Origin of the sequence: Pseudoxanthomonas sp. J31 (assembly GCF_000510725.1) — a bacterium.
GTDB lineage: Bacteria > Pseudomonadota > Gammaproteobacteria > Xanthomonadales > Xanthomonadaceae > Pseudoxanthomonas.
In genome coordinates, this window is the sequence record NZ_AZNZ01000009.1 from 48,258 (window position 1) to 62,475 (window position 14,218).

The following is a 14,218-nucleotide window of genomic DNA, read 5'->3' on the forward strand; positions in this document are numbered from 1 at the left end:
CCTGGCTGCTCCGGCTCGCCCGCGGGGGCGAAGGTCGCCATGGCGGCGTGCGCGGTGTCCAGCCGCGCACGCCGCCGGTCCTTCGTTCCTCATCGTCCACGCATGAGGAATCACATCGATGACACTGACCACCAACCTCGGCTTTCCCCGCATCGGGCCACGCCGCGAACTGAAGCAGGCCCTGGAAGCCCACTGGCGCGGCGAGCTGCCCGCCACGCAACTGCTCGACACCGCGCGGGAGCTGCGCGCCCGCCACTGGCGGCTGCAACGGGAGGCCGGCATCGACCTGCCGCCCTCCAACGACTTCTCGCTGTACGACCAGGTCCTGGACACGGCGTTGCTGTTCGACGCGATCCCCCGGCGCTACCGCGCCGTGGTCGAGGCGGCACCGCTGGCCGGCTACTTCGCCATGGCGCGCGGACTGCAGCGCCCGGGCATCGACCTGCACGCGCTGGAGATGACCAAGTGGTTCGACACCAACTACCACTACCTCGTGCCCGAGCTGGAGGCCGGCCAGGACTTCGCCCTGCGCGGCGACACGCCGGTGGCGCAGTACCTGGAGGCGCGCAGGCTCGGCATCGAGACCCGGCCGGTCCTGATCGGGCCGGTCACCTTCCTGTGGCTGTCCAAGACGGTCGACGGCAGCGACCGCTTCGCGCTGCTGGACCGGCTGGTCCCGGCCTATGTGCAGCTGCTGGAGAAACTGCACGCGGCGGGCGCGGGCTGGGTCCAGGTCGACGAGCCGGCCCTGGTGCTGGACCTGCCGGAGCCGGTTCGCGACGCCTGCCGCCGGGCCTATGCGGCTCTGGCAGCCGGCCCCCGGCCGAAACTGATGCTCGCCTCCTACTTCGGCGCGCTCGGCGACAACCTGCAGCTGGCCGCATCGCTGCCGGTGGACGGCCTGCACCTGGACCTGGTCCGCGCCCCCGAGCAGCTGGAAGCGGCGCTGGATGCGCTGCCGCCCGGGCGCATGCTGTCGCTGGGCCTGGTGGACGGGCGCAACGTATGGCGCACGCGCCTGGACAACGCGCTGCTGCTGGCGCGGTACGCGCGCACCCGGCTCGGCGCGGACAACGTGTGCCTGGCGCCGTCGTGTTCGCTGCTGCACGTGCCGGTGGACCTGGACGCCGAGAACGGCCTGGATCCGGAACTGCGCTCCTGGCTGTCCTTCGCCAAGCAGAAGCTCGGCGAGATCCGGGTGCTGGCCGATGCCCTGGATGGCCACCCCGGTGCCGAGGCCGCGCTGGAGGACGCACGCCTGCGCCACGCCTCGCGCCGCGCCTCCACGCGCGTGCACCGGCCGGAGGTGGCGCAGCGCCTGGCCACGATCAGCCCGGCCCTGGCACAACGTGGCTCGCCCTACCCGGCGCGCCGCCAGGCCCAGCAGGCGGCCCTGGCATTGCCGCCGTACCCGACCACGACCATCGGCTCCTTCCCGCAGACCCGCCAGGTGCGCGAGGCGCGGGCGAAGTTCAAGTCGGGCAAGCTGGAGGGGGCGGCCTATGAGGCGTTCCTGGAGGCGCAGACCGAACAGTGCGTGCGCTTCCAGGAGCAGGTCGGGATCGACGTCCTGGTCCACGGCGAGTTCGAGCGCAACGACATGGTCGAGTATTTCGGCGAACAGCTGGACGGCTTCGCGTTCACCAGGCGGGGCTGGGTGCAGAGCTACGGCAGCCGTTGCGTGAAACCCCCGGTGATCTTCGGTGACGTGGCGCGGCCGGCGCCGATGACGGTGCGCTGGGCGCGGTACGCCCAGTCGCTGACCTCGCGCCCGGTCAAGGGCATGCTCACCGGCCCGGTGACCCTGATGCAGTGGTCGTTCGTGCGCGACGACCAGCCGCGCGCGGACACCTGCAGGCAGATCGCACTGGCCCTGCGCGACGAAGTCCTGGACCTGGAGGCGGCCGGCATCCGGGTGATCCAGATCGACGAACCGGCCCTGCGCGAGGGGCTGCCACTGCGGCGCGCGCACTGGGACGCCTACCTGGAATGGGCGGTCGAATGCTTCCGCCTGTGCGCGTCCGGGGTGGACGATGCCACCCAGATCCACACCCACATGTGCTACGCCGAATTCAACGACATCATCCAGGCGGTGGCGGCGATGGACGCGGACGTGATCTCGATCGAGACCTCGCGCTCGCGGATGGAGCTGCTGGATGCCTTCGCCAGGTTCCGCTACCCCAACCAGATCGGCCCGGGCGTGTACGACATCCACTCCCCGCGCATCCCCACCACCGCCGAGATGGTGGAACTGCTCGGCAAGGCGCGGGAGGTGCTGGCGCCGGACCAGCTGTGGGTGAACCCGGACTGCGGGCTGAAGACACGCGGCTGGGAGGAAACGGACCTGGCGCTGCGCAGGATGGTCGAGGCGGCCATGGTCATGCGCGAATCGGCCGCCCGGTGACGCGGCGGGGTGGCGTCACCGCGCCACCCTGCCGCGGGCCGCGCCGGGGGCCATGGCGCCCGGCGCGGTGCAGCGCACCCGCGCCGCCCCGGCCGATGCCGGCTACTCGACCGTGACCGACTTGGCCAGGTTGCGCGGCTTGTCCACGTCGGTGCCGCGGGCCAGGGCGGTGTGGTAGGCCAGCAGCTGCACCGGGATGGTGTGGATCACCGGGCTCAGCACGCCGGCATGGCGCGGGGTGCGGATCACGTGCACGCCCTCGGAGGCGGTGAAGTTGCTGTCCTGGTCGGCGAACACGAACAGCTCGCCGCCGCGGGCGCGCACTTCCTGCATGTTGGACTTGACCTTTTCCAGCAGGCGGTCGTTCGGGGCGATCACCACCACCGGCATGGCCGCGTCCACCAGCGCCAGCGGGCCGTGCTTGAGCTCGCCGGCCGGATAGGCCTCGGCGTGGATGTAGGAGATTTCCTTGAGCTTGAGCGCGCCTTCCAGGGCGATCGGGTAGTGCAGGCCGCGGCCCAGGAACAGGGCGTTCTGCTTGGCGGCGAAGCGCTCGGCCCAGACCTGGATCTGCGGCTCCAGGTTCAGCGCGTGCTGCACGCTGCCCGGCAGCATGCGCAGTTGCTCCAGGTAGCCGGCCTCCTGTTCGGCGGTGACCCGGCCGTGCAGCTTGCCCAGCACCACGGTCAGCTGGAACAGCGCCGCCAGCTGGGTGGTGAAGGCCTTGGTCGAGGCCACGCCGATCTCGGCGCCGGCGCGGGTGTAGCAGACCAGCTCGCTGGCGCGCGGGATCGCGCTCTCGGGCACGTTGCAGATCGACAGCGTGTGGCGGTGGCCCAGCGACTTGGCGTACTTGAGCGCCTCCATCGTGTCCAGGGTCTCGCCGGACTGGGAGATGGTGACCACCAGGTAGTCCGGGTCGGCGTAGGCGTCGCGGTAGCGGTACTCGCTGGCGATCTCCACGTTGCAGGGCAGGCCGGCGATGGCCTCGATCCAGTAGCGCGCGGTCAGGCCGGCGTAGTAGCTGGTGCCGCAGGCCAGGATCTGCACGCCCTTGACCTTGCGCAGCACCTGTTCGGCATTGGCGCCGAACAGGGTCGGCTGGAAGCTGCCGGCGTCGATCACCGCCTCGACGGTGTCGGCGATGGCGCGCGGCTGCTCGTGGATCTCCTTCTGCATGAAGTGCCGGTACGGCCCCAGTTCCAGCGAGGCCAGCGAGACGTCGGACACGTGCACCTCGCGGGCCACCTCGCGGTCGGCCGCGTCGAACACGCGCACGCCCTCGCGGCGGATCTCGGCGGTGTCGCCCTCCTCCAGGAAGACCACCCGGCGGGTCGCCTGGACGATGGCCGACACGTCCGAGGCCAGGAAGTTCTCGCCCTCGCCCAGGCCGACCAGCAGCGGGCAGCCCATGCGCGCGCCGACCAGGCGGTCCGGCTCGCGGCGGCTGAGCACGGCCAGGGCGTAGGCACCGGTGAGCTCCTTCACCGCGGCCTGCAGCGCGCCCAGCAGGTCGCGGCCCTGGGCCATGTGGTGGTGGATCAGGTGGGCGATGACCTCGGTATCGGTCTGCGACTCGAACTGGTAGCCCAGCGCCTTGAGCCGCTCGCGCTGTTCCTCGTGGTTCTCGATGATGCCGTTGTGGACCAGCGCCAGCTCGCCGTGGCTGATGTGCGGGTGGGCATTGGCCTCGGTCACCCCGCCGTGGGTGGCCCAGCGGGTGTGGCCGATGCCGAGCACGCCGTGGAAGCCCTCGGCGAGGGCCGCCTGCTCCATCTCCGCCACGCGGCCGGTGCGACGCACCCGGCGCACGCTGTCCGGATCGGCGACGGCGATGCCGGAAGAGTCATAGCCGCGGTACTCCAGGCGCTTGAGGCCCTCGACCAGGACCGGAACCACATCGCGATCCGCGATCGCGCCAACGATGCCGCACATGCCGTTCTTCCAAGCAGAAACAGGCCCGCGATTCTACCGGAGCGTACGGTCCGGCCGGCGCTGGCCCCGTCCGCCGCGCACGGGCGCAGTCAGGCGGCGGTAAGGCGCACGGCTGCCGCTGGCGCGCCGGCCCTGCGCCCGCAGTGCGCGCCGTGGCGGCGGTCGCATCCGCGCGGGGCCGACCGCGGCAGCCCGGGCCCGGCCCTGGATCCCGCGCGTGCCGCTCCGGCCGCGGCGCGCGTCCGGGTGTCCGCGCTCCGGGAGCAGTGTCCGGACAGCTGTCCGGCGGACACAGCGGACACCCGCGCCAGCGAAGACACGCTTACGGATCAATGGGTTGCGATTGGCACGCGTCCTGCTTTGGTAGCGCGTACCCAACACATCCGCCACCACACGATGATCCGCGACACCTCTGCCCAGGACCGTCCCCTCTCCCACACCGGCCGCGCCGCGGCCCTGCGCCGCTGGCTGCCGGCGGGCGCCGGCGCCCTGGTCCTGCTCGCGCTCGGCGGCTGGGTGGTTTCCGGCTGGAGCGCCGGCTCCCGTTCCTATGATGCCTCGCGCATCCGCATCGCCGAGGTCAAGCGCGGCGACCTGGTCCGCGACCTGTCGGCCGACGGCAAAGTGATCACCGCCAACAGCCCGGTGCTGTACGCGGTGGCCGGCGGCACCGTGTCGCTGAAGGTGGTGGCCGGCGACGTGGTCGAGAAGGGCCAGGTGCTGGCGGTGATCGACAGCCCCGAGCTGCGCAGCCGCCTGGCCCAGGAGGAATCCACCCTGGCCGGCATGGAGGCCGAGGCCAGCCGCGCCCAGCTGGACGCGCGCATCGCCAGCCTCAACGCGAGCAAGGCGCGCGACCAGGCGCAGATCGACCATGTCGCCGCCCAGCGCGACCTGGAGCGCTACGAGCGCGCCCATGCCGGCGGTGCGGTGTCCAACAACGAGCTGGCCCGCGCGCAGGACGAGCTGGAAAAGGCGCGCATCGGCCTGGAGGCGGCGCGCAGCGACGCCCGCCTGCAGGAACAGGCCGCGGCCCTGGACGCACGCAACAAGCGCCTGCTGGCCGACCGCCAGAAGGCGGTGGTGGCCGAGCTGCAGCGCCAGGTCGAGCTGCTGACCGTGCGCGCCCCGTTCGACGGCCAGGTCGGCCAGGTGCAGGTCGCGCAGGGCACCAACGTGGCGATCAACGCGCCGATCCTGAGCGTGGTGGACCTGAGCGAGTTCGAGGTCGAGATCCGGGTGCCGGAGAGCTTCGCCCGCGACCTGGGCATCGGCGTGCCGGCGCAGGTCACCAGCCAGGGCAAGCCGTGGCCGGCCAAGGTTTCGGCGGTGTCGCCGGAGGTGGTCAACGGCGAGGTCACCGCGCGCCTGCGCTTCGACGAGGGCCAGCAGCCGCCGGGCCTGCGCCAGAACCAGCGCCTGTCGGTGCGGATCGTGCTGGACACCCGCGAGGACGTGCTGATGGTCGAGCGCGGCCCGTTCCTGGAGCAGGGCGGCGGCGGCTACGCCTGGGTGGTCAACGGCCGCAGCGCCGAACGCCGCCCGGTGCAGACCGGCGTCAGCAGCCTGGGCTACGTGGAGATCGTCTCCGGCGCCAGGGAAGGCGACCGCATCGTGGTCTCCGGCGCCGACCAGTTCGGCGATGCCGAGAAAGTAGCCATCCGTTGATGGCCGGTGATCCGTCATTGGTGACGGGTGATTCGAAGGGGCGCAGGCAATGGCGCAACCCGGTCACCAGCCAACCCGGGCCACCAATCGAATCACCAGTCGAACCACCAATCACCAATCACCAATCACCAATCACCAGTCACGAGGACAACGCCATGCTGGAAATGCGCCAGGTCTCCAAGGTCTACCGCACCGCGATGGTCGAAACCCATGCCCTGCGCTCGCTCGACCTGCACGTGCGCGAGGGCGAGTTCGTCGCGGTCACCGGCCCCTCCGGATCCGGAAAGACCACCTTCCTCAACATCGCCGGGCTGCTGGAGACCTTCGACTCCGGCGACTACCTGCTGGACGGCGAGAACGTCCGCGGCCTGTCCGACGACGCCCGCAGCCGCCTGCGCAACCGCAAGATCGGCTTCATCTTCCAGGGCTTCAACCTGATCCCGGACCTCAACCTGTTCGACAACGTCGACGTGCCGCTGCGCTACCGCGGGCTGCCGGCGGCCGAGCGCAGGCAGCGGATCGAGAAGGCGCTGTCGCAGGTGGGCCTGGCCTCGCGCATGCACCACTACCCCTCGGAGCTGTCCGGCGGCCAGCAGCAGCGCGTGGCCATCGCCCGCGCCCTGGCCGGCGAGCCGCGCCTGCTGCTGGCCGACGAGCCGACCGGCAACCTGGACTCGCAGATGGCGCGCGGGGTGATGGAGCTGCTGGAGCAGATCAACGCCGAAGGCACCACCATCGTGATGGTGACCCACGACCCGGAGCTGGCCGCGCGCGCCCAGCGCAACGTGCACATCGTCGACGGCGTGGCCACCGACCTGTCGCTGGAACCCGCCCAGGGCCGGCTGCACCGCGCCGCGGTCGCCTGAGGAGACCGCCATGTTCGCCTACTACTTCAACCTGGCCCTGCGCAGCTTCCGCCGCGACCGGGCGCTGACCGCGCTGATGGTGCTGGCGGTCGCCCTGGGCATCGGCGCGTGCATGACCACCCTGACCGTGTTCCGGGTGCTGTCCGGCGACCCGATCCCGTCCAAGAGCGACCGGCTGTTCTACGTGCAGCTGGACGCGGCCAGCCGCGACGGCTACACCCCCGGCGAGGAGCCCAACGACCAGCTGACCCGCTACGACGCCGAAGCCCTGCTGCGGGAGAAGCGCGCGCCGCGCCAGGCGCTGACCACCGGCGGCTTCGTCAAGATCACGCCCGAGCGCAGCGGCCAGGCGCCGTTCACCAGCGCCGCGCGCTTCGCCAGCGCCGACTTCTTCCCGATGTTCGAGGTGCCGATGCTGTACGGCAGCGGCTGGAGCAGCGGCGACGACGACGCCCGCGCGCGCGTGGTGGTGCTGGGCAAGGAGACCAACGAGCGCCTGTTCGGCGGCGGCAACAGCGTCGGCCAGCGGGTGCTGCTGGACCGCACCGAGTTCACCGTGGTCGGCGTGGTCGACCAGTGGCGCCCGACCCCGCGCTTCTACGACCTGACCAACGACCGCTTCGCCGAGACCGAGGGCGTGTTCCTGCCCTTCTCCACCTCGCGCGACCTCAACCTGGACCGCCAGGGCAACATCGACTGCTGGGGCGACACCGGCGGCGACTCCACCGGCCCCAACGCCCCCTGCGCCTGGATGCAGTACTGGGTGGAGCTGGAGTCCCCGGCGCAGGCCGCCGCCTACCGCGACTACCTGGTCAATTACTCCGACCAGCAGCGCGCGGCCGGGCGCTTCGAGCGGCCGACCAACGTGCGCCTGCGCAACGTGATGGAGCTGCTGGAGTACAACCGGGTCGTGCCGCAGGACGTGGTGATGCAGCTGTGGCTGGGCTTCGGCTTCCTGCTGGTGTGCCTGGTCAACACCATCGGCCTGCTCCTGGCCAAGTTCCTGCGGCGCGGCAGCGAGATCGGCGTGCGCCGCGCCCTGGGCGCCTCGCGCGGGGCGATCTTCGCCCAGTGCCTGGTCGAGGCCGGCACCGTGGGCCTGTTCGGCGGCGTGCTGGGCCTGGGCCTGGCCATGCTTGGGCTGTGGGGCGTGCGCCAGCAGCCGGCCAGCTACGCCAACCTCGCCCACCTGGACGGCTGGATGCTGCTGCTCACCTTCGTGCTGGCGGTCGCCTCCAGCGTGCTGGCCGGCGTGGTGCCCGCCTGGCGCGCGATGCAGGTCGCCCCGGCGATCCAGCTCAAGTCCCAGTAACCCCCACTTCCACGACGGAAGGCCGCGCGGCCTCCCCGGAGACAGACCATGGAAATCCGTCCCATCCTGTCCACCCTGCGCCGGCACAAGACCGCCGCCGCGCTGATCGTGGTGGAGATCGCCCTGACCTGCGCGATCATCTGCAACTCGCTGTTCATGATCAACGACCGCATCCGCCAGGTGTTCGAGGTCAGCGGCCTGGCCGAGGACGAGCTGGTGCGGCTGCAGATCGTCAGCATCGGCGACGACCCCTCCCAGCAGGCCCGCACCCGCACCGACCTGGCCGCGCTGCGCGCCATCCCCGGGGTCAAGGACGCCACGGTGATCAACCAGGTGCCCTACGGCTGGTCGTCCTGGAACAGCGGCGTGCGCCTGAAGCGGGAAGACCAGCGGCCGATGCTCAACGCCACCACCTACCTGGCCGAGGACCAGTTCATGGAGACCCTGGGCCTGAAGCTCGTGGCCGGCCGCGACTTCAACGCCGACGAGTACCGCGAGGCGGTGGACCTGCTGGACCGCGGCGCCGTCGACGACACCGTCCCGGTCGCGATCATCACCCGCGCCCTGGCCGAGCGCCTGTTCCCGGGCCAGGACCCGATCGGCAAGGAGTTCTATTCCTGGTCCGAATCCCCGACCCGCGTGATCGGCGTGCTCGAGCACCTGGTGCGGCCCAACACCATGGGCGGCCCCACCGGCCGCGAGTACTCGATCGTCTTCCCGCTGCGCCCGCACTACAACCTCGCCGGCAACTACCTGGTGCGCACCTCGCCCGAGCGCCGCGCCGAGGTGCTGGAGGCGGCCAAGAAGGTCCTGCGCGACGGCGGCAACGACCGCATCCTGCTGGAGGAGAACAGCCGCACCCTGGAGGAGATGCGCCGCGACTTCCACAGCGGCCCGCGCTCGATGGCCTGGCTGCTGGGCACGGTGTGCGTGGCCCTGCTGCTGATCACCGCGCTGGGCATCATCGGCCTGGCCAGCTTCTGGGTGCAGCAGCGCACCAAGCAGATCGGCATCCGCCGCGCGCTTGGCGCCACCCGCGGCCAGGTGCTGCGCTACTTCCAGACCGAGAACTTCCTGCTGGCCAGCATCGGCATCGCCCTGGGCATGCTGCTGGCGTTCGCGATCAACCAGGTGCTGATGGGTAAGTACGACCTGGCGCGGCTGCCGCTGTACTACCTGCCGGTGGGCGCGCTGCTGCTTTGGGGCCTGGGCCAGCTGGCGGTGTACGCGCCGGCGAAGCGCGCGGCCTCGATCCCGCCGGCCACCGCCACCCGCAGCGTCTGATTCCCGACCGGCGGCCCTCCACCGGGGCCTCCGGCGGGCGCTACGATCGGCGCTTTCCCTCCCGCCCTCCTCCATGTCCGCCATCCTGGTCATCGACGACAACCCCGCGGTCGCCACCGCGCTGGAAGTGCTGTTCTCCCTGCACGACATCGCCACCGTGCACGCCATCGGCCCGGAGGAGGGACTGGCGCTGCTGGAGCGCGAGCCGGTGGACCTGGTGATCCAGGACATGAACTTCACCGCAGATACCACCTCCGGCGACGAGGGCCGGGCGCTGTTCGCGGCCATCCGCGAGCGGCACCCGGACCTGCCGGTGATCCTGCTGACCGCCTGGACCCACCTGGAGAGCGCGGTGGAGCTGGTCAAGGCCGGTGCCGCCGACTACCTGGCCAAACCCTGGCAGGACGCCAAGCTGCTGGCCACGGTCAACAACCTGCTGGAACTGTCCGAGGCCCGCCGCGAGCTGGACCAGCGCCGCCGCGGCGAGCGCCGCCGGCGCGAGGACCTGGCCCGCCGCTACGACCTGCGCGGGGCGGTGTTCGCCGACCCGGCCAGCGAGCGCGTGGTGGCCCTGGCCTGCCAGGTGGCGCGCTCGGACCTGCCGGTGCTGATCACCGGCCCCAACGGCAGCGGCAAGGAGAAGATCGCCGAGATCATCCAGGCCAACTCCGCGGTGCGCGACGGCCCGTTCTTGACCGTCAACTGCGGTGCGCTGCCGGCCGACCTGATCGAGGCCGAGCTGTTCGGCGCCGAGGCCGGGGCCTACACCGGCGCCAACAAGGCGCGCGAGGGCAAGTTCGAGGCCGCCGACGGCGGCACCCTGTTCCTGGACGAGATCGGGAACCTGCCGCCGGCCGGGCAGATGAAGCTGCTGCGGGTGCTGGAGACCGGCCGCTTCGCCCGGCTCGGCTCCAACCGCGAACGCCAGGTGCGGGTACGCGTGGTCAGCGCGACCAATGCCGACCTGCCGGCGATGATCCGCGAGGGCGGGTTCCGCGAGGACCTGTACTACCGGCTCAACACCATCGAGCTGTCGATGCCGCCGCTGGGCGAGCGTCCCGGCGACGTGCTGCCGCTGGCCGAGCACTTCGGCGCCGGCGGCAAGCCGCTGTCGCCGGCGGCGGTCGCGGCGCTGCAGCGCCATTCCTGGCCGGGCAACGTGCGCGAGCTGCGCAACGTGATCCAGCGCGCGCAGCTGCTGGCCACCGGCCCGCGGATCGAGCCGGACGACCTGGCCCTGCCACGCGCGCAGGCCGCGCGCCCGGCGCCGGCGCGGGAGCCGGAACGCGAGCAGATCGAGGCCGCCCTGCAGCGTGCCGGCGGGGTGATCGCCCAGGCCGCCGCGGAACTGGGCATGAGCCGCCAGGCGCTGTACCGGCGCATGGAGCGCCATGGACTAAAGAGTTCCTGATCCGGATGGTCCGCCGCACCCTCACCCTGCACCTGTTCCTGCGCCTGCTGCCGGTGCTGGCGCTGGCCGCCGCCCTGCCCTGGACCGCGGCCTACTGGATCGACCACGGCTGGGTCCTGGCCAGCGTGTCGGTGGTCGTGCTGCTGGGGCTGATGTGGCTGAGCCTTTACCGCGCCCTGTCCCCGCTGCGGGCGCTGTTCCGCGCCCTGTCCGGCAGCGTCAACACCTACCGCGACGGCGAGTTCAACTTCGGCGTGCACTGGAGCAGCCGCGACGAGGTCGGCAACCTGGTGCGTGCCCACCGCGAGCTGGGCGAGGTCCTGCGCCGCCAGCGCCAGGACCTGGTGCAGCGCGAACTGCTGCTGGACACCATGGTCCAGAACACCCCGGTGGCGATGCTGCTGTGGGCCGACGGCGGCGACGGCGTGGCCCGGGTGGTCTACGCCAACCTGGCCGCGCGCAAGCTGCTCAACGACGGCCGCAAGCTGGAAGGACAGCGCCTGGAGAGCGTGCTCGAGGGGCTGCCGGCGGAGCTGCGCGAGGCGGTGGCGCGCGGCGGCGACAGCCTGTTCGGGGTCAGCCCGGAAGGCGCGGAGGACGACGCCGGGGAAGAGGTCTACCACCTCTCGCGCCGCCGCTTCACCCTCAATGGCCGCCACCACGAACTGCTGCTGCTGCGCCTGCTCACCCCCGAACTGCGCCGCCAGGAGGTGCAGACCTGGAAGAAGGTGATCCGGGTGATCAGCCACGAGCTCAACAACTCGCTGGCGCCGATCGCCTCGTTGGCCCACTCCGGCGCCGAGCTGGTGCGGCGCGGCCGCCACGAGCGCCTGGCCGAGGTGTTCTCCACCATCGAGGACCGTGCCCGCCACCTGGAGGGCTTCATCCGTGGCTACGCGCGCTTCGCCAAGCTGCCGCAGCCGCAGCTGCAGGCGGTGGACTGGGAGGACTTCCTGGCGCGGCTGCAGCGCCAGATCGGTTTCGAGCTGGACGGCATGGCCGCCGACCTGCGCGCGCGGGTGGATCCGGCGCAGATGGAGCAGGCCCTGCTCAACCTGCTGAAGAACGCGCACGAGGCCGGCGAGGAAGCCGGCAACACCCAGGTCCAGGTGCGCCTGCGCCGGTTGCCGGGCTGGACCCGGCTGGAAGTGCTGGACCGCGGCCCGGGCATGAACGAGGCGGTGCTGCAGAACGCGCTGCTGCCGTTCTACTCGACCAAGCGCAACGGCACCGGCCTGGGCCTGGCCCTGACCCGCGAGATCGTCGAGGCCCACGGCGGCCGCCTGTCGCTGCAGAACCGCGCCGACGGCGGCCTGTGCGTGGCGGTGATGCTGCCGGAGCAGTGAGGGCGCGGCCCCGGATGCGGCTTCCGGCCGTGCCGCCGCGCCCCTGGACCGTGGCGAGGCCCGGGCCGTCGCCACGGCCCGGCCACCTTGAAGCGCGATCCTCTACGCCTTCGGCTTCTTCACCGGGCGCTTCCAGCCTTCGACCGTGGTCTGGCGCGCGCGCGAGACGGTCAGGGCGTCGGCCGGGGCGTTGCGGGTGATCACCGAACCGGCGCCGATCGTCGCGCCGGCGCCGATCTCCACCGGCGCCACCAGGGCCGAATTGGAGCCGATGAAGGCGCCGTCGCCGATCACCGTGGCCGACTTGTTCACCCCGTCGTAGTTGCAGGTGATGGTGCCGGCGCCGATGTTCACCCCCGCGCCCACCGTGGTGTCGCCCAGGTAGGTGAGGTGGTTGGCCTTGCTGCCCACGCCCAGCACCACCTTCTTGGTCTCCACGAAGTTGCCGATGCGCACGCCGTCGGCCAGCACCGTGCCCGGGCGCAGGCGCGCGAACGGGCCGATGTGCACGGCGCCCTCGGTGACCACGCCTTCCAGGTCGCAGTGCGCCAGCACCTCGGTGCCCGGGCCCAGGCGCACGTCCTTCAGGCGCACGAACGGACCGATGCGCACGCCGTCGCCCAGCTCGACCTCGCCCTCCAGCACCACGTCGACGTCGATCTCCACGTCGCGCCCCACCTTCACCGTGCCGCGCTGCTCGACCCGCGCCGGGTCCAGCAGGCGCGCGCCGGCCAGGCAAAGTTCGCGCGCGCGCCGCAGCTGGTAGGCGCGCTCCAGCTGCGCCAGCTGCCAGGGGTCGTTGGCGCCCTCGGCCTCGATCGGATCCTCGACCAGCACGATCTCCGCCGGGTTGTACTCGGCCGCGGCCATGGCGAACACGTCGGTGAGGTAGTACTCGCCCTGCGCGTTCTCGTTGGACAGCCGCGCCAGCCAGCGCTTCAGCGCGTCGGACTCGGCGGCGATGATGCCGGTGTTGACGATGCCGATGCGGCGCTCCTCGTCGCTGGCGTCGCGGTGCTCGACGATCTTCGCCACCCGCCCCTGCGGGTCGCGCACGATGCGGCCGTAGCCGGTCGGGTCGGCCGGCTCGGCCACCAGCACGCGCAGCAGGCCGTCGGCCTGCAGCAGGCGGCGCAGGGTGTCGGCCGAGGTCAGCGGCACGTCGCCGTACAGCACCAGCACGTCGGCCAGCTCGGGGATGCCGGGCATGGCCTGCTGCACGGCGTGGCCCGTGCCCAGCTGGCGGGCCTGCTCGGCCCAGGCCAGGTCGTCCTGGCCGGCGAAGGCCGCGCGCACCGCGTCGCCGCCGTGCCCGTAGACCACGTGGATGCCGGCCGGCTGCAGCCGGCGCGCGGTGTCGATCACGTGCGCCAGCATCGGCCGCCCGCCTACCGGCTGCAGCACCTTGGGCAGGGCCGATTTCATGCGCTTGCCCTCGCCGGCGGCGAGGATCACCACGTGCAGGGGCTGGGTCATGGAGCGGCGTCTACTGTGCGGAAAGGGCCATGATTCTATCCCTCGCGGCGCGGCGACCCCACGGTTCACGATCCGCGCAGGGCGCCGGTTTAGACTTCGCCCCGTCTCCAGCCTCCGGATCCGCCGTGCGAACGCTCCTCCTGCGCCAGGGCAGCCAGTACATCGCCTTCGGACTGCTGCAACTGGTGGTCGACTGGGCGGTGTTCGTGGCCGCCACCGCGCTGGGCCTGCATGCGGTGCCGGCCAACCTGCTGGGCCGCACCACCGGCGCCATGCTCGGCTTCTGGCTCAACGGCCGCTACACCTTCGCCGGCGGCGACGGCGCGCGCCTGGGCTGGCGCCGCTTCGGCCGCTTCGGCCTGCTGTGGATCACCATGACCATCGCCAGCACTCTGCTGGTCAACACGGTCGAGCAGCAGCTGGGCCTGCGCTGGGCGTGGATGGCCAAGCCGGTGGTCGAGGGCGGCCTGGCGGTGGTGACCTTCTTCCTGCTGCGCCGGGTGGTGTACCGCTGAG

Annotated in this window: 10 protein-coding genes; 8 read left to right on the top strand and 2 right to left on the bottom strand. The window is 71.7% G+C overall.

All coding sequences use genetic code 11. The features are described 5' to 3' along the window. Positions 1 to 118: 118 nt before the first annotated feature. Positions 119 to 2,404, top strand: a complete 2,286-nt coding sequence (gene metE, locus PSEJ31_RS0110760; protein ID WP_028915455.1) for a 5-methyltetrahydropteroyltriglutamate--homocysteine S-methyltransferase — start codon at positions 119 to 121, stop codon at positions 2,402 to 2,404. 102 nt (positions 2,405 to 2,506) lie between these two features. On the opposite strand, the gene glmS is transcribed toward metE, so the two are convergent. Next, the gene (glmS, locus tag PSEJ31_RS0110765; RefSeq protein WP_019397982.1) at positions 2,507 to 4,339 is read right to left on the bottom strand and encodes a glutamine--fructose-6-phosphate transaminase (isomerizing); all 1,833 of its coding nucleotides are present in this window, start codon (positions 4,337 to 4,339) and stop codon (positions 2,507 to 2,509) included. 396 nt (positions 4,340 to 4,735) lie between these two features. Between glmS and PSEJ31_RS0110770 the strand changes: the two genes are divergently transcribed. From PSEJ31_RS0110770 to PSEJ31_RS0110795, 6 genes are all read left to right on the top strand, one after another. Next, positions 4,736 to 6,007 carry an efflux RND transporter periplasmic adaptor subunit gene (locus tag PSEJ31_RS0110770; protein ID WP_019397983.1) on the top strand — a complete coding sequence of 424 codons (1,272 nt, stop codon included), beginning with the start codon at positions 4,736 to 4,738 and terminating at the stop codon, positions 6,005 to 6,007. Positions 6,008 to 6,162: 155 nt separating this feature from the next. Further along, entirely contained in the window at positions 6,163 to 6,873 is a 711-nt protein-coding gene (locus PSEJ31_RS0110775; RefSeq protein WP_019397984.1) for an ABC transporter ATP-binding protein, read from the top strand. A 10-nt stretch (positions 6,874 to 6,883) separates the two neighbouring features. Next, complete coding sequence (locus PSEJ31_RS0110780) at positions 6,884 to 8,185, top strand: ABC transporter permease (RefSeq protein ID WP_019397985.1); 1,302 nt, start codon at positions 6,884 to 6,886, stop codon at positions 8,183 to 8,185. A gap of 48 nt (positions 8,186 to 8,233) precedes the next feature. Continuing rightward, positions 8,234 to 9,469 carry an FtsX-like permease family protein gene (locus PSEJ31_RS0110785; protein WP_019397986.1) on the top strand — a complete coding sequence of 412 codons (1,236 nt, stop codon included), beginning with the start codon at positions 8,234 to 8,236 and terminating at the stop codon, positions 9,467 to 9,469. Positions 9,470 to 9,542: 73 nt separating this feature from the next. Next, a complete protein-coding gene (locus PSEJ31_RS0110790; protein WP_028915456.1) occupies positions 9,543 to 10,880 on the top strand; it encodes a sigma-54 dependent transcriptional regulator in 1,338 nt (445 codons plus the stop codon). 5 nt (positions 10,881 to 10,885) lie between these two features. After that, positions 10,886 to 12,226, top strand: a complete 1,341-nt coding sequence (locus PSEJ31_RS0110795) for an ATP-binding protein (RefSeq protein ID WP_028915457.1) — start codon at positions 10,886 to 10,888, stop codon at positions 12,224 to 12,226. Positions 12,227 to 12,328: 102 nt separating this feature from the next. Here PSEJ31_RS0110795 and glmU read toward each other — a convergent pair whose 3' ends face one another. Next, entirely contained in the window at positions 12,329 to 13,702 is a 1,374-nt protein-coding gene (gene glmU / locus PSEJ31_RS0110800) for a bifunctional UDP-N-acetylglucosamine diphosphorylase/glucosamine-1-phosphate N-acetyltransferase GlmU (RefSeq protein ID WP_019397989.1), read from the bottom strand. Positions 13,703 to 13,827: 125 nt separating this feature from the next. Between glmU and PSEJ31_RS0110805 the strand changes: the two genes are divergently transcribed. Continuing rightward, the gene (locus PSEJ31_RS0110805; RefSeq protein ID WP_019397990.1) at positions 13,828 to 14,217 is read left to right on the top strand and encodes a GtrA family protein; all 390 of its coding nucleotides are present in this window, start codon (positions 13,828 to 13,830) and stop codon (positions 14,215 to 14,217) included. The last annotated feature ends 1 nt before the right edge of the window (position 14,218 follow it).